The sequence below is a fragment of the Microbacterium album genome, assembly GCF_014643695.1.
GTDB classification, from domain to species: Bacteria; Actinomycetota; Actinomycetes; order Actinomycetales; family Microbacteriaceae; genus Microbacterium; species Microbacterium album.
The window spans coordinates 64,594-79,918 of record NZ_BMJY01000011.1 but is presented as its reverse complement, the minus strand read 5'-3'; the positions used below and the strand labels follow the sequence as shown (position 1 = coordinate 79,918).

Here is a 15,325-nt window from a genome sequence, read left to right as displayed (position 1 = left end):
TCGCGCGGTTCGCCACTAGCCAGCGACGCAACGAATGGTCTGCGCGCCCAAGCCGGTGATCGACCCCACCATTACGTCGCCATCCCGGAGTGCTATGCCGTAGTGCATACCGTTTCCCGCCGGGCTGCCCGTAAGGATGAGGTCGCCCGGAAGCAGACGGGTGATCTGCGAAGCCGCAGACACGAGCTGTGCGACGCCATGGACCATATCCGCTGTCGATTCGTCCTGGCGAACGACGCCGTTCACCTCGAGCCGAAGAGCGAGCGACTGCGGGTCGGCGACGAACTGCGCCGGCGTGACGAAGGGCCCCGTCGGGAAGAAGCCTGGCGAGTTCTTCGCGCGGAACCAATCCGCGAATGTCGCCGGGGCCCCTTTCGGGAAAATCGCATCGCGTGTCGTGATGTCGTTGACGATTGTGTAGCCCACGACATGCGAGAGCGCCTCGTCTGGGCCGACGCGGAATGCTGGTGCGCCGATCACGGCAGCGAGCTCGAGCTCCCAATCGTGCGCGTCGCTCCAGGCGGGCAGCGAGAGCGGATCGGCCGTCGACGCTATCGCGGTCGGCAACCCGGTGAAGAGAAACGGCAGTCCGAACGCAGCACGTTGATCCATCTCACGCTCCGCCGCCGCTCGGACCTCCGCGAGATCGCCATCCGGCGCGGCGTGCGCGACGGCCAGGTCGATGACGTGCTTACGGTAGTTCGCGCCGCCCTGGATGAGCTGGCGGGGCGCGACCGGCGCCTCGACCCGCACCTCACTCAAGGGGCGCAGCTCACCCTGCAGGGCGGCTCCGATCCGCTCCTCCCAGGAGGCCAGGTCGCCGAAAAGCCGATTCACGTCGTCGGCCTCCGGGCCGAGGAGTGCGAATGCGTCGCCGGACACGACCGCCGTGCTCGGAGTCTCCACCCCCGGCTGAGTGATTCTGCCGATCATGTAGCCGCCGGTCACCTTCGACCACCTGCCGCGCTGATGAGCGGGAAGAGTTGCGTGTTCGACATCCGATGCTCCTTTACATCTGCGCCGGCAGTGCGGCGCAGTTCACAATCACGTAGATGAGAGAGGTTTGGGCAGTGCAGGACGGCGATCGCCACCATCGCTCCGGCTTACGCCTGACACAGACCCGCATGCCCGCCCCCGGGTCGGTCCACCCGCTCATTCGCGCGAGCGACCCACTGCGACGCGCTGCTGAAGGCGGCCGAAGAGCGAGCGGTTCCCCGCGCTCGCCGTCATCGTGACGACGTCGCCGTCGGAGAGGTAGGAAGTCACCGCAGCGCCGGTCTGCAGGATCTCGATCCCTCGGCGCTCCGCCACGCACGCAGATCCCGCGCGCGCGTAGTCGCGACTGGAGGTGGTCCCCGCACCGACAATCGTGCCCGCGGGAAGGTCACGCGTCCGCGCAGCATGCGCGATCAGCTCGCCGAATCCCACGCTCATCCCGTCCGTCGGCACATCTCCGAAACGTGTCCCGTTCAGCGCCACGTGCAGCACCAGGCGCGCTTTGCCGCCCTGCCACGTGCCGCCCAGCTCGTCGGGCGTCACTGCGAGCGGAGCCGCCCCACACGCCGGCTTGCCGACGATGTAGCCGAATCTGCGCTGCATCTCTCCCACGACCACGGCGCGCAGGGACCAGTCGTTGACCAGGACGAAGAGCGCGATGTGTTCCAGCGCGGTGTGTGCGTCGATCCCTGCAGGTGTGTCTACGAGGACGACCCCGAGCTCGCCCTCGAAGTCGATCTCCCCATCCTCCGAAGGGAACGGAACGTCGGCGTAGGGCGCCAGGAACGTGTGCGACATCCCCTGATACATGAGAGGCTCGTCCGAGACGATGGGCTCGACGCCTAGGGACCGGGCCATGAGGTCGCCGTGCGATGAGTAGGTCGATCCGTCCAACCACTGCCACGTACGGGGTAGGGGAGCAAGGGCTTCTGCGTCTGAGAAGGGCTCCCCGATCCGACCCGCGTCCACTTCCCTGGCGAGGGAACGAAGAGATTCCTCCGCCGGACCCCAATCCTCTAGCGCCTCACGAAGAGTGAGGATGCTGGGGTGTTCCGCTGCGCGGTCTCCCGCCGCAGAGACGACCACCAATCGTCCGTCGCGGGTTCCGTCGTCCCGGGTTGCGAGCCTCATGCTTGCCTACCTAACAGTCGGTCGATAACGTAACTCGAGCAGGGTACCGTGTTGAACAGAAAAGAGTAAACAGTGCCGATCGTCGACGTCCACGCCCACCTCGCCGTGTTCGAGGCGGAAGCCCTGTTGGCCGACCACCCGGGCCTGCAACGGCAGCAGGCCGTCGATCTCGCGACGATGGGTGCCGCAAGCAACGAATACAACCAGCGGGCCTTCTCCGACCTCTTTCCCCGCCTGACCGACGTCGAGGTCCGACTCGCCCAGATGGACGCATCCTCCGTCGACGTGCAGACCGTGAGTGCCATGCCGACGCAGCGGCACTGGCTCGAGGAACGTCTCGCGGTTCGGTATCACCGAGCCCTCAACGACGGTGTCGCTCAGCATTGCGCGGCAGCCCCAGAGCGGCTCCGGATGATCGCGTCGGTCCCTTATCAGCACCCGGCGGCTGCCGCCGACGAGCTGACGCGGGCCGTCGAGCAACTCGGCGCCATCGGGGTTCAAATTCTCACGCACGCCGGTCCTGACTTCGAACTCGACGATCGTCGGCTCGATTCGCTCTGGGAGCGAGCAGTCGAGCTCGATGTGCCGGTGCTCATCCATCCGTGGGGATGCACGCTCGGCGCGCGCCTGGATATCGGCTATCTGTTCAACCATGTCGGAAATCCGACGGAGACCTCGCTCGCGCTGTCGCGGCTCATCTTTGGCGGCGTCTTCGACCGCATCCCCGCGCTGCGCGTGTGGGCAGCACACGGCGGAGGATGGCTCCCGAGCTACAGCGGTCGCGCCGACCACGCCTGGAAGCAGCGCGCAGACGCACGCACCTGCGCCTCTAAGCCGAGCGATTATCTCCGGGATCGAGTGTGGGTCGACGGCCTCGTCTACACACCGCACGCGCTGAGGTTCCTCGTGGAAAGCGTGGGCGCCGCCCACGTGACCGTGGGCACCGATTATCCCTTCGACATGGGCATCACCGATCCGCTGGAACGCATTGCGGCCGCTGGTCTCAGCGTCGACGACTTCCATGCCACGACTGAACACAGCGCCCGGCTCCTCTTCGGGAACCGTCTGACAGCGAATGGAGCACGACGATGAATCAACCAGCCCCCGACGACGCGACCGCGGCCGGCACCTACGACAACGCGGCGACGCGCCGATACGGCCAGGATCCCGCAGCGGCCATCGCCGCCGCCGCCGCTGCCTGCAGCAACTGGAATCGCTGGGGACCCCACGATGCGGTCGGCACCGTCAACTTCATCGAGCCGTCGCACAGGGCCTACGCGGGGACGCTCGTCCGGCGCGGCGTCTCGTTCTCGCTCTCCCTCCCGTTTGATGACGACGGACCGCAGAACGGCTGGCGTCGGCGCGTCAATCCCGTCCACACCATGACGTCGACAGGCGCGTCGACCGCGGAGATGCTCGGGTTGCCACACGGTCTGGGCGTCGCGGACGACGCCGTCTACATGCCGCTTCAGTGCAGCACGCAATGGGACGGACTCGGCCACGTCTTCGACCACGGAATCGGGTGGAACGGCAGGAACGCGGCGACCACCGTCACCAGCGACGGAGATCTCGAGACCGGGATCGAGAACCAGTCCGCTTCTGTGATCGGCCGCGGGGTGCTGCTCGACGTCGGGCGTGCCTTCGGAATCGACGGCGAGCTGGCGGACGGGTTCGCGATCACGCCGGAGCACCTCGACGCGACGATCGAGCTGCAGGGCGAAACCTCCCGTGTGGGCCGTGGCGACCTGCTCCTCGTGCGCACGGGGCAACTGACGCGCGTCCGGAAAGGCGCGGGGTGGGGCACATACGCCGGAGGTCCGGCTCCCGGGCTCTCGTTCACGACCGCATCGTGGATCCATGAGCACGAGATTGCCACCGTGGCGACGGACACGTGGGGCGTCGAGGTGCGCCCCAACGAGTTCCCAGGCTCCGTACAGCCGCTGCACCAGGTGCTTCTCCCCCACGTCGGCCTTCTCCTCGGCGAGATGTGGGACCTGGACATCCTCGCGGCCGACTGCGCGGACGATGGAGTCTTCGAATTCCTCTTGTCGGCTCCCCCGCTGCCGTTCACAGGCGCGGTCGGCTCGCCCGTGAACCCGATCGCCCTGAAATGACCGAACCGGCTCGCAAGTTCACGGGGCGACGAGCCCTTCCGACAGCACCGCCCAGAAGGAACGAGCGACCGTGGCGGCGTCCTGGGTTCCGCCCGATCGGAACCATTGATAGGACCAGTTGCACATGCCCAGGATCGCGAGACTGGTGAGCGTCACGTCCACCTCGCGGAAAGCGCCGCACGCGATTCCCGCCTGAATGGCGTCACGGAGGTATTCGGCGTAGCGGTCGCGACGCTGGGCGACCCGCTGCTGCTCTCCCTCAGGAAGCTCGCGCCGGTGCTCGAAAAACACGCGCAGCGACCCGGGATGCGTCTCCTGGAGCGAGATCAGGTCGATCATAATTCCAACGATCAAGTCCGTTGGGGAGGTCTCCGTCTTACCGAGCCGGGCCTCGTGAGAGGCGATGACCCGCTCGATCATCTCATCGTGCATCTCGACGAGCAGGCGATCTTTGCTGGGGAAGTAGTAATACAGCGAGGCTTTGCGGATGCCCACGGCTTCCGCGATGCGGTCCATCGACGTCTCGTGATACCCGTAGCGGTCGAAGAGTCGTGCGGCTGCGTCTCGGATCTGCTGGCGGCGCACCTCACCCGAGAGCCGCGTCCCCGTCGGCGCGGGCTTCCCGGTTGACACGCTCACAGTCCTCCTCCTCCTGGCGTTCCTGCCAGCCTACCGGTCAGTAGACTGGCAAACGGCCACATCCCCCGCCTCGGAGGCGAACTCGATCCGTTCGGCGGTCGTACGCAGCAGCTTGACGATCCAGCGGAGTGCAGGATCGTCGTTCTTGGATGGGTGCCAGTACACCGCCTCGACCAGGGTCGGATGCTGGACCGGTGTCGCCGCGACGACGAAGTCGAGGTCGCTCCGGTAAACGTCCGCGACCCGCGAGGGCACGAACGCATACATGTCCGACTCCGCCACCAGAAAGGGAACGCTCAAGAATCCAGGAACGGTCATGCTCGACTCTCGGACTCACTCCCGCAGCGGCCAGCGCTCCGTCGGCGAGCATCACGAGATTCCCGAGCAATCGCACCTGCACGTATGTCATCGCCGCCAGATCTTCGAGTGAGAGCGCGCCGTTTCTGAGGCGGGCATGCCCGCGGCGAACGACGCACACGAACGAGTCGGAGAACAGCGATTGACGCTTGCCCGCAATGCCCTGATGCGCGGACGCCACCAGCACGTCCTTCCTCAGGAGATCGACCGGGTCAGGATTGTCGAAGGAGTCGAAGCGCACGGAGATGCCGGGCGCCTCGTCCGCCAGCAGGCCCAGGAGAGGCGCCGTCATCATGGCGAGGGCGTAGTCGGAGGCCGAGATCCGGAACTCCCGGGTACTGGTGCGTGGGTCGAAGCCAGATCGCACGTCGACGACCCGCTGCACCTGCGCGATCGCTTCGGACACGATCGGCCGGAGCGCTTCCGCGCGGGAAGTGAGCACCCACCCACGGCCATGACGCATGAGGATCGGGTCGTCGATCAGTTCGCGAAGCTTCGCCAGGGCGTGTCTGACGGCGGATTGCGTCATCCCGATGCGTTCTCCTGCGCGCGTGAGGCCGCGCTCGCCGAGCACTGCGTCGTTCAGCGCTGAGCGCTGAGCCGGTCCGACGCGTACGGTTCAATCCGGTTCGGCAGGAAAGAATCACACCGCGTCCTCCCGGGGAGCGCTCTAGCCTTGGGGTGCCTGCGACCGCAGGCATCACCGCCCGAGCTCGCGAAGCATCCGGAGATCGAGCACATCCGCACCGTCGTCGTGGAAGGATTCGCCGTTGCCGGAGAAGATGAGGCCCTTGCAGTCGCAGAGGGGCGGATCGGTCAATCGCCAGGACGCCGTCGAAGCGGTTCGCCTCCTTTTGACCGCCGTCGGAGAGGATCCTACGAGACACGGCCTTGTTCGCACCCCGGAGCGGGTCGCCGACCTGTTCCTGGATCTCTTCGCCGGCATCGGTGTCGATGCGGCCGCCGCACTGGGCACGCCGGTCGCTCTCACCGACAACGATCAGCCCGGGGAGCTCGTCGCTTTGACGGACATCCCGTTTCACTCGGTATGCGAACACCACCTGTTGCCCTTCCAGGGATCGGTGGACGTCTACTACGCACCGGAGCGACATATCGCCGGTCTCAGCCGCATCGCGGCGGTCGTTGACGTGGCCGCTCGTCGTCCGCAACTGCAGGAGCGCCTCGGGCAGGAGATCGCCGACGCGATCATGACCGTCCTGCGTCCCCACGCGGTCTCGGTGCGCGTGGAGGCATCCCACGGCTGCGTCACACAACTCGAACCGCAGGCAGCGTCGGCTCGCGCCGTGACCGTCGCCTCTGTCGGATCTATGCCTGCCGCCGCGTGGCAACTCGCCGCGGGAGTCCGCGCGACGCCGAGATCGTCTTAATCGCCGTTCTTGGCTCCTGACTACGCTCCCGAGCGACGCGCGCGACTTCCCCCACTTCTTCGAAAGGCGTCGGGCGGCGCTCGCCGAGCGGATCCGTCGCAAGCTGTCCTCGATGATTGGCGAGACGCGGCCGATCGAGGCGGAAAAAGATGAGTACGACGGCATTGAGCTCGACGCCGCGGTCGAGGACTAAGCCCCGGGACAGAGCCCTGTCATGTCGGCCGACAGCTCCGAGCCACCAACTGCACCCAGATCGCCTACTCGAAGTGGAGTTCGAGGGATCGAGCGAGCCCAGGCGGCGCGGGTCATCGGCTGATCCGCTAGACCTGGACTACTGGTAGTTCTGAGAGTTCCGCTGCCATCGCTCGTGCTGCGGATCAGGCGCCAGTAGGTCAGTAAGCCAGAAAGTCGCGTCCGGGTCCCAGCCCGCGAGGAGCGACTTAGCGTCATGCGCTGCTGCGCTTCCTCCTGCTGGTGACGGCGAGTGCGACGGCTGCGAGGGCGATCCCTGCCGGTCACGGCCCCACCGGGTCGGCCCGGCAGCAGCGGCTCATGCGCACCGCGATCACGCCAAGCGTCGAGAAGGGCGAGTGCGCGGTAGACGGCGGCGCGGCTGGCGCAGAGGTTGGCGAGCATCTGCGCCGAGTAGCTGGCCGCGAAGTGCGTTAATGCGAAGTACTTGCTTGTCCGCTAGTACGGTCTTCTCGCCGAGGGCGACGCCGATGGGGTCGCCCTGATGACTCGAGGACGACAGCGGCCGGGTGTCGGAGGCAGGATCAGTGCCCACCAATGATGCGTTCGGCATATCGGGCTGCTTCCCGTGATAGTCGGTGGGAAAGGTCGGTCCAGGCTTGCAGTTCCTGGGCCGCCCACTCCTTGGTGAGTTGCCGCATCATCGCGTCACCGATTGCGAGGGTTCGGCGGGCGAGGTCCCGTCCCGCTTCAACAAGTCGGATCTGTATCGACCGGGCGTCCTCGTGGTCGACGACTCGCACCAGAAGCGCTCGTGCTTCTGCCCGGCCGACGATCTTGCTGACGTTCGAGCGCGTCATTCCGAGGTCGCGTGCCAGCGCGGTGGGCGACTGAGGACCGAACATCTCGAGGTGCCGGACCAGCAACTGCACGGGCACATCGGGGTTGGCCTCGACCTGCTCCCCGAGTGCGTGCTGGAACGCTGGCAGCGTCCAGATGTAGACCAGTGCACTGACTGCCGTCAGTGCGTCGACGTGGTAGGGCAGCTCGGTCGGGAGTTCTTGCCGTTGGTTCCTTCGTGGCCCAGGTCCGACAGTCACGAAGCCAGCGTACAGGTATGGTCACCTGCTCTCGGAGCGCCACTAAACGAGTACGATCATTGCTGTCGGAGCGACACTAGTTGGGAGCGGTCGATGACGATCACCAGCAAGGTGGCAGTGGTGACCGGAGCGGGTTCCGGTATCGGTGAGGCGACGGCGAAGCTGCTCGCGGCCCGCGGGTGGTCGTCGCCGATGTCGTCGATGACGGCGGTCACAGGGTCGTCACCGAGATCGAGGAGGCCGACGGTACTGCCGCTTTCGTCCACGTGGACACCTCCGACGAGCGCGAGGTCGATGCCATGGTCGCGTTCGCTCTGGAGACGTATGGGGCACTGGACCTGGCCCAAAACAACGCGGGTATCGGTTATCCGCCGACTCCGTTGCACGAGCTTGCCACTGCTGAGTGGGATCGCGTGACCGGAACCGACCGGCGTGGCACCTTCTTCCGCCTTCGCGGCGAGCTCGGGCACGTGGTGAGTGCGGGATCGGGCGCAATCGTCAACACCCCTTCGGGGGCCGGACAGAAGGTGTCGCTGAACCTCGACGCGTACGTCGCTTCCAAGCATGCCGTCGTCGGACTGACTCGGAACGCAGGTCTCGCATATTCAGGACTCGGAATCCGCGTCAACGCGGTCGCGCCGGGCACCACCCGGAAGCCAGCGATGGCGAGCTTTCCGCAGGAGTTGCAGGATCAGTGGGCCGCTCACATCCCGTTGCATCGAATGGCCGAACCGTCCGAGGTCGCCAGCATCGTCGCGTTCCTGCTGTCTGATGAAGCAAGTTGCGTCACTGGCAGCACCTATGAGGTCGACGGTGCCTTCCTGCAGTTGCGACAGATGGCACAGATCGATGAGCGGAAGTCAGTGGTACGCGTCGAACTGGTCGTGGCCACCGTGCACCAGGGGAGGTTTCCGGATCTTCCCGCGGGTTGGGCGCTCGGACGCCTGCGCTTCCGCCGCGACCTCGGGGTCGACCCCCTCGACCTACGCGACGAGCCCGAGTTCGATCGCGACACACCGACGGCGCCCGGCTACCCGTCGGTCTGGCGCAGCTACGGCACTGCTGTCAAAGGTCAAGTTGGTCGACGGCTGGATGCCGCGAGCGGGTACCCCGTCCTTTCGAGCGATCACAACTACGGCTTCATCGCGCCACTGAAGATATACTCGATCACTTCTTTGTGGAATTCGGACACAAGCCGATGGTGTTCACGGGCTACGGCAATGTCGCCGCGGAACCCGGCATGGTTTGGGCCGGGGCCGGGAGACCATGAACATCTTGGGGTCCACACTTCGCACAGCTTCGAGCAGGCGGCGGAGAACTCAAGCCGTGGTGGACTACGTCAGCCCGCGATTCACGTAGATCGATCGCCGTGCCGCGAGGTGCTAAGCAGCATCCTGCGCCCGCCCTTCAGCTCATCGCTTGTATGGAGGCTGCACGTCAGGGCGGATCGACTTCGCGACCCGGTCGACTTGACGGTCGTTGAACCCGTTCCAATCGGACGCTCGCCCAGTCGATACGTAGCGGATATGGACTCTATGGATCCGTCGAGAGCCGACCGGCCCGGCGCGTTGTGGGGCGCCTGAGCGAGGGAGTGGGCGGTCTGCTGGACCGACGTTCTCTAGCCTCCACACCGAGTCCGTCCAGCGCTGACAAACGCTCACTACGGACAGAATCTCAACCTTCTTCCTCGATCTAGAATTTTGTAGAAAGGACTTCCATGCGTGCAGCAACATTGCTCAACGGCTCCATCACCGTCGATGAGCTTCCCATTCCCGTCCCGGGACCGATGCAGGTGCTGGTGAAGACCCGCCGATGTGCGATCTGCGCCTCCGATACTCATTTCGTGACATCCGCCGATGTGATGATCGAGAATTCCAAGCGGTTCGGCGGCCCGTACGCGAACATCGACTTGACGAAGCCCATCGCGATGGGACACGAATTCGTCGCCGAAATCGTCGAGTACGGTCCGCAGACCCAGCAGCAGCACCCGGTGGGCACGCGGGTAACTGCCATTCCTGGCATGGTCGTCGATGACCAACTGTCAATCGTCGGCTATGACAGCAGCTACCCCGGGGGATTTGCCGAGTACATGCTGCTGTTCGAGCCTCTGATGCTCGCCGTACCCGATGAAGTGTCCGACGACCTCGCTACGTTGGTTGAACCGCTGGCCGTAGGTCTTGAGCACGCTCGCGCAGGTCACCCAACGGTCGACGACACGGTGTTGGTCATCGGAGCCGGGGCGATCGGGCTGGGTGTCATTGCCGGATTGAAGAAGGCTGGCGTTGAGCGCATCATCGCGGCCGATCTCGACGCCGGCCGTCGCGACCTCGCAGTGCAGATGGGCGCCACCTTCGGCGTCGACCCTCGTGAGACCTCGCCCTACGGCCCGCAGAAAGCGTTCGATGGCAAGCAGGTCGATCTCGTCTACGAGTGCGTGGGCCGGCGGGGGATGCTGAACCAGATCATCCCGGGCCTCGGTGTCGGTGCCCGCATAGTGATGGGCGGCTACAGCCTCGAGCCGGAAGAACTTCTCGTTCCGCCGGCGCAGGACCGCCGGCTCACTATCTACTTCGCCAGCGGTGAGGAACTCCAGGACATGGCCCTCGCGCTCGCCTCAATCGCAGATGGCAGCATCGACGTGCGGTCGTGGGTTGGGCGCACGATTGGGCTCGAGGAGGTCGCGGCCGCGATTCCATCGATCAACGCTCCCTCCTCTCCAATCCGCACGCTGGTCGACCCCGCACGGTGAGGTCGCTGAGATGACGAGGAACAAACAACAGCAGGCGCACGACGCCAGTTGGGTGCTGGCAGAACCGCATTGCAATACGCCAATGGCCTACGTATCCGAGACAGACCCGATAGGCGGGCTCGTCAGCGAGCCCAACTGCGCAGATCCCCGCGGACTCGAAGGCTCTGCCCTCACAACGAGCCCGGTCGCCGCGGAACCTCTGAGCCGCGCGACCTCGCACCCCAATCCGACCGCATACAACACAAGGAGAAAGCAATGACTCAACTCGAGGGACGCGTGGCCATCATCACGGGCGCAGCCGGAGGGATCGGTTCTGCTGTCGCGCGTCGTTATTCAGAGGAGGGAGCCCGGCTGGTTCTGGCGGACATCGTCGGCGATCGCGTCGAAGCGGTCGCCGAGACGATCACGGAGGCCGGCGGAACCGCCGTGGCCGTGACCTGCGACGTGGCGAAGGAGGTCGATATCGACAAGGTCGTGCAGACTGCCGTCGAGAACTACGGTCAGATCGACATCATGGCCAACATCGCCCAGGGCGCCATGGGAGACATGGCGTATCTGGACGAGACGACCATCGATCAGGCCACCACGAACTTCGTCACGGGTCCGCTCCAGAGCATGCTGTTCATGCAGAAGTGCCTCCCGCACATGAAGGAGCGCGGCTACGGTCGCATCATCAACACCGCGTCCCACTCCGCAGTGATGGGGGCACCGGGCTTCGCCCCCTATGAGATGGCGAAGGGAGCCATCATGGCCCTGACGCGCAACGCATCGCAGGAGTGGGCGAAGTACGGCATCGTCGCCAACACCTTCATGCCTGTTGTTCGCACTCCAGCGTACGACCTGAGCGAACAGGGTCGGGCCGCCGCGGAGTCCATGGCCGCGAACAACCCCACAGGGCGGTTCGGCACCCCGTACGAGGACCTCACGCCTGTCCTGGTCTTCCTCGCGAGCGAGGGAGCCGGGTACGTCAACGGGCAGCTCATCGGCGTCGACGGCGGAGGCTTCCTCATCGCTTGATGCGGCCCGTTCTGCGGCTCGGCTGGCGGCAGCACCGCCAGCCGAGCCGCACGTTTACTGAAGTACAGGTCGTGCTCGACGAACCGAATGGTCCACCAGCGTCCACCGGGTCGAAGGAGGCACGAAGCTCTCCCAGGACGGCGTCTCCTTGCGCTCCGGTGGGCGTCTCACTGGCCTGCAACCGAGACCGCCGGAGTCGCTGCCGCCGATGAGTGCGACGAAGGCTCGACTGGAGGCCTTCGGGGTAACCGAATTGTCGGGCGCTCAGCGCATTTGAAGGACCGAAGCGCACGATGCGGTCATCACGAAAGGACGGTCAACGACGGCTATCCCCACAGCGCGTTGACGGCCGAGCAAGCCAACGATGTCATCGACCGCAGCACCGGATTCCTAAAGACGGGTCTGCTGAACGGATAGGTGACACCTGATCTGTGGTGCCGGGAGGCGCCGCTGGGAGGATGTCATCATGCCCAAGCCCTATCCGCGCGAGTTCCGTGAGGACGTGGTCCGCGTTGCTCGTGGTCGGGATGCCGGGGTGCCGTTGCGTAAGATCGCGGCGGACTTCGGGATCAGCGAGACCTGCCTGCAGAACTGGATGCGCCAGGACGACGTCGAAGCCGGGGTCAAGCCCGGCGTGACGAAGACCGAGGCCGATGAGCTCCGTGAGCTGCGCAAGCGGAACCGGTTGCTCGAGCAGGAGAACGAGGTGCTGCGGAAGGCGGCGGCGTATCTGTCGCAGGCGAACCTGCGCCTCGGTGGCTCCTCAAAATGATGTACCCGCTCGTCCGCGAGCTGGCCGCGAAGTCGGCGCTCGTCCGGGTGCCGGTCGCGGTGACGTGCCGGGTGCTGAAGATCGCCCGCCAGCCGTACTACCGGTGGCTGGCCGACCCCGTGACCGACCGGGACTGGGCGCAGGCGCATCTGGTCGACGCGATCATCAACGCGCATGCCGACGATCCAGAGTTCGGGTATCGCCTTATCGCCGACACCGTCCGCGACAACGGGTGGGAGGTGTCGGATCGGACGGTCTGGAAACACAGCTCCCGCAACAGCGTGTGGTCGGTGTTCGGGAAGAAGCGCGGCAAGAACGGCAAGAAGGCCGGCCCGCCCGTGTTCGACGACCGCGTGCAGCGCGACTTCACCGCGACCGCGCCGAACGAGCTGTGGCTGACGGACATCACCGAGCACCGGACCCGCCAGGGCAAGCTCTACCTCTGCGCCGTCAAAGACGTCTTCAGCAACCCGATCGTCGGCTATTCGATCAGCGACCGCATGAAGTCCCAACTCGCCGTCCGTGCGGTCGAGAACGCCGTCGCGATGCGCGGGCAAGTCGCCAGCTGCATCGTGCATTCGGACCGCGGATCGCAATTTCGAAGTCGGCGCTTCGCCCGCGCGCTCACCCGTCACGGACTCGTCGGTTCGATGGGCAGGGTGGGAGCTGCGGGCGACAACGCGGCCATGGAATCGTTCTTCAGCCTGCTGCAGAAGAACGTCCTCGACCGCCGGTCCTGGGCCACCCGAGAACAGCTGCGCATCGCAATCGTGACCTGGATCGAGCGGACCTACCACCGGCGCCGCCGACAGACCCGCCTGGGCCGTTTGACGCCGATCGAGTTCGAGACCATCATTAACCAGAACCTGGCCCTCGCGGCCTAACCGAAACTGTCACCAGTTCGTTCAGCAGACCCGAACCCACAAAAAAGCCCTGAGTCGCGACACGTTCGTAAACGATGTCGCGACTCAGGACAGTGGCGGTGACGGTGGGATTTGAACCCACGGTAGGGGGTTACCCTACACAACTTTTCGAGAGTTGCACCTTCGGCCGCTCGGACACGTCACCGCCGACCAGTTTACGTGAGGTTCACGCGAGACGCGAATCAGGGACGAAGCGGCATCAGAGCCGGGCGCGGGCCTCGTCCCGGCGGCGGATCAGCTCGCGGCGGGTGCCGGCGGTGAGGAGCGACGGGTCGCCGAGCGAGGGCAGTCCGGACCAGAGGTCAGGCTCGTCCACGTCGAGCACCGCGAGGTAGCCGACGGCGCGTGCCGCGGGCGTGCTGCCGCGCAGGCCGAGCGCCGACATCACGGCGGAGACGGGGACGTCGCCGGCCGGCGCGAGCGCGTCGTTGACTGTCGCAGCGATCCAGATGACCGCCGCGGCGGCCAGCTCCGGCTTGCCCTTGGCGAAGATCCGCGGGTCTGCGTCGACCAGGAGGTCGGCGACGCTCGTCGCGGCGGTTGCGAGCTCAGGGTCCTCGAACAGCGTGCCGCACGCCCGCTCGATCAGGCCACGCACCGTCGCGAGCCCCGTGCGGGCGCGCTCGTCGAGCGCGCGATGATCCCGCACCACCCGCGTCATCGGAACCGTGTCCAGCGCGTCGAGGTGTCGGTGCCCTCCCACGCGCAGCGCCAGCAGCGCGAGCTCGCGGCGGGCCGCGTCGCCCTCGGACGCACCGCCGTCGGGCGCACCGTCGCCAAGGTCGTCGAAGAAGCCGTCGCCGTACGGATCCTCGTCGATCGCCAGCAGCTCCAGGAACGAATCTGCGAGCTCGTCCACCGCCTCCAGCGTCCGCAGCGTGAGCCGCTCCGGCACCTCGGCGCGCACGTGCCCCGCCACGATCAGCGCCCGGAGTGCCGCGAGCACGCCCTCCGGATCGGCCTCGGCGTCGTCCTCGAACGGCAGCAGGTCGAGCAGCAGCGACTCGACGAACGTGTCGCTCCACAGTCGCGCGTCTCCCGCGCCGCTGTGCTCGCGGTTCAGCGCGATGAGCAGCCGGGCGTGCTGCTCTCCGTCGGGCACCGTCTCCCGCACGGCGGCGATCAGCGCGTCGTCGGTGGAGGACTCGGCCGGCGGCCGCGGGAAGTCCCCTCCGCCGTCGGGGAGCGACCGCAGCAGCCACGCGAGCAGGGGCCGGCACGCGGGCCACGAGTCCGTGACCAGCGCCGGTTCGAGCGCGAGGTCCGTCACCATCGCCCGGGCGACCCGCTCGCGGGCATCCGCCGGCGCGATCTCGACACGCGGGAACTCCTCGGCGTCGACCCCGCGGGCGCCCGCGGCGAGCGCGGCGTCGAGGGTCTCGGGCGTGACGAAGGCGTCGCCGATGGTGCCACCGCCGTCCCGGTCGATGAACACGGTCGCGGTGATCGGCGTGCCGTCGGGCAGGACCGCACCGATGAGGATCGTCGCGTCGGCGCCGAGGACGTGCTCGAACGCGATCACGCCGGCGATCTCCGCGCCCGGCTGCCGGGAGGCCGATCCCGACAGCCAGCCGGGAAGGGTGCGCCAGCGGTCGCCCGCCGAGGAGCGGATGCGCTCGGCGACGGCGTCGTCGGCCGTACCGCCCCCATCCAGCAGCACCGCCATCGCCAGCAGCAGCGCGTCGCTCTGCCGTACGGCGTCGGCGAGCGTACTCTCGACCATCTCGGCAAGCGTCGGCATGCCCTCGATGGGCTCGCCGTTGGGATCGAGCGGGCGTCGCAGCATCTCGAGCACGCGGCTGGCGTACACGAGGAGGTCGAACGCGTCGCCGCGGAGCGCCTCGTCGACGGTGCGGATGAGGTCGAGGTCACGGCGGGCCATGCACCGAGCGTAGCCGCGCATGCGCGCGAGCCGGACCTGGCCCGAGGGAAGGTCTGCCCTAGGCT

Annotated in this window: 12 protein-coding genes, 1 tRNA gene and 2 pseudogenes; 7 read left to right on the top strand and 8 right to left on the bottom strand. The window is 66.5% G+C overall.

The window, feature by feature from the left end; translation table 11 throughout:
* Positions 1-15: 15 nt before the first annotated feature.
* Positions 16-948, bottom strand: a complete 933-nt coding sequence (locus IEX37_RS12020; RefSeq protein WP_229663240.1) for a fumarylacetoacetate hydrolase family protein — start codon at positions 946-948, stop codon at positions 16-18.
* A 204-nt stretch (positions 949-1,152) separates the two neighbouring features.
* Positions 1,153-2,127: a fumarylacetoacetate hydrolase family protein gene (locus IEX37_RS12015; protein ID WP_188756517.1), complete on the bottom strand. Its 975-nt coding sequence runs from the start codon at positions 2,125-2,127 to the stop codon at positions 1,153-1,155.
* Positions 2,128-2,199: 72 nt separating this feature from the next.
* On the opposite strand from IEX37_RS12015, the gene IEX37_RS12010 reads away from it, so the two are divergent.
* Together IEX37_RS12010 and IEX37_RS12005 are read left to right on the top strand one after the other, a co-directional pair.
* Positions 2,200-3,219 carry an amidohydrolase family protein gene (locus IEX37_RS12010; protein WP_188756516.1) on the top strand — a complete coding sequence of 340 codons (1,020 nt, stop codon included), beginning with the start codon at positions 2,200-2,202 and terminating at the stop codon, positions 3,217-3,219.
* Positions 3,216-4,241, top strand: coding sequence for a cyclase family protein (locus tag IEX37_RS12005; protein WP_188756515.1), 1,026 nt, complete (start codon positions 3,216-3,218; stop codon positions 4,239-4,241). Before IEX37_RS12010 ends, IEX37_RS12005 begins: the two co-directional genes overlap by 4 nt.
* Positions 4,242-4,259: 18 nt before the next feature.
* Here IEX37_RS12005 and IEX37_RS12000 read toward each other — a convergent pair whose 3' ends face one another.
* From IEX37_RS12000 to IEX37_RS16145, 3 genes and pseudogenes are all read right to left on the bottom strand, one after another.
* Positions 4,260-4,880, bottom strand: a complete 621-nt coding sequence (locus IEX37_RS12000) for a TetR/AcrR family transcriptional regulator (protein ID WP_229663238.1) — start codon at positions 4,878-4,880, stop codon at positions 4,260-4,262.
* A 30-nt stretch (positions 4,881-4,910) separates the two neighbouring features.
* Positions 4,911-5,198, bottom strand: a complete 288-nt coding sequence (locus tag IEX37_RS15990) for a type 2 periplasmic-binding domain-containing protein (protein ID WP_229663237.1) — start codon at positions 5,196-5,198, stop codon at positions 4,911-4,913.
* A gap of 61 nt (positions 5,199-5,259) precedes the next feature.
* A pseudogene (locus IEX37_RS16145) lies at positions 5,260-5,766 on the bottom strand (LysR family transcriptional regulator); the annotation flags it as partial.
* 262 nt (positions 5,767-6,028) lie between these two features.
* On the opposite strand from IEX37_RS16145, the gene folE reads away from it, so the two are divergent.
* Positions 6,029-6,625: a GTP cyclohydrolase I gene (gene folE, locus IEX37_RS11990; protein WP_188756513.1), complete on the top strand. Its 597-nt coding sequence runs from the start codon at positions 6,029-6,031 to the stop codon at positions 6,623-6,625.
* Positions 6,626-7,401: 776 nt separating this feature from the next.
* Here the strand turns inward: folE and IEX37_RS11985 are convergent.
* Complete coding sequence (locus IEX37_RS11985; protein WP_188756512.1) at positions 7,402-7,917, bottom strand: MarR family winged helix-turn-helix transcriptional regulator; 516 nt, start codon at positions 7,915-7,917, stop codon at positions 7,402-7,404.
* Between the two features lie 173 nt (positions 7,918-8,090).
* Here IEX37_RS11985 and IEX37_RS11980 point away from each other — a divergent pair.
* The 4 genes and pseudogenes from IEX37_RS11980 to IEX37_RS11965 all read left to right on the top strand — a co-directional run.
* Positions 8,091-9,500 (top strand): annotated as a pseudogene (locus IEX37_RS11980) (SDR family NAD(P)-dependent oxidoreductase); the annotation flags it as partial.
* A gap of 134 nt (positions 9,501-9,634) precedes the next feature.
* Entirely contained in the window at positions 9,635-10,666 is a 1,032-nt protein-coding gene (locus IEX37_RS11975) for a zinc-binding dehydrogenase (RefSeq protein ID WP_188756511.1), read from the top strand.
* Positions 10,667-10,921: 255 nt separating this feature from the next.
* Entirely contained in the window at positions 10,922-11,683 is a 762-nt protein-coding gene (locus IEX37_RS11970) for an SDR family NAD(P)-dependent oxidoreductase (protein ID WP_188756510.1), read from the top strand.
* A gap of 466 nt (positions 11,684-12,149) precedes the next feature.
* A protein-coding gene (locus tag IEX37_RS11965; RefSeq protein ID WP_373286266.1) for an IS3 family transposase occupies positions 12,150-13,339 on the top strand; the annotation gives its coding sequence in 2 pieces (ribosomal slippage) (positions 12,150-12,416 and positions 12,419-13,339; 1,188 coding nt in all).
* A gap of 93 nt (positions 13,340-13,432) precedes the next feature.
* On the opposite strand, the gene IEX37_RS11960 is transcribed toward IEX37_RS11965, so the two are convergent.
* Together IEX37_RS11960 and IEX37_RS11955 are read right to left on the bottom strand one after the other, a co-directional pair.
* A tRNA-Ser gene (locus tag IEX37_RS11960) sits at positions 13,433-13,523 on the bottom strand.
* Positions 13,524-13,577: 54 nt separating this feature from the next.
* On the bottom strand, positions 13,578-15,260 hold the full coding sequence (locus IEX37_RS11955; RefSeq protein WP_188756509.1) for a hypothetical protein: 1,683 nt from the start codon (positions 15,258-15,260) through the stop codon (positions 13,578-13,580).
* Between the last annotated feature and the right edge of the window lie 65 nt (positions 15,261-15,325).

What these genes read in the sequence shown, in the direction of transcription:
- IEX37_RS12015 (WP_188756517.1), bottom strand. Translation starts at nt 2,127, where the DNA reads ATGAGGCTCGCAACCCGGGACGACGGAACCCGCGACGGACGATTGGTG.
- IEX37_RS12005 (WP_188756515.1), top strand. Translation starts at nt 3,216, where the DNA reads ATGAATCAACCAGCCCCCGACGACGCGACCGCGGCCGGCACCTACGAC.
- IEX37_RS15990 (WP_229663237.1), bottom strand. Translation starts at nt 5,198, where the DNA reads ATGACCGTTCCTGGATTCTTGAGCGTTCCCTTTCTGGTGGCGGAGTCG.
- IEX37_RS11975 (WP_188756511.1), top strand. Translation starts at nt 9,635, where the DNA reads ATGCGTGCAGCAACATTGCTCAACGGCTCCATCACCGTCGATGAGCTT.
- IEX37_RS11970 (WP_188756510.1), top strand. Translation starts at nt 10,922, where the DNA reads ATGACTCAACTCGAGGGACGCGTGGCCATCATCACGGGCGCAGCCGGA.
- IEX37_RS11955 (WP_188756509.1), bottom strand. Translation starts at nt 15,260, where the DNA reads ATGGCCCGCCGTGACCTCGACCTCATCCGCACCGTCGACGAGGCGCTC.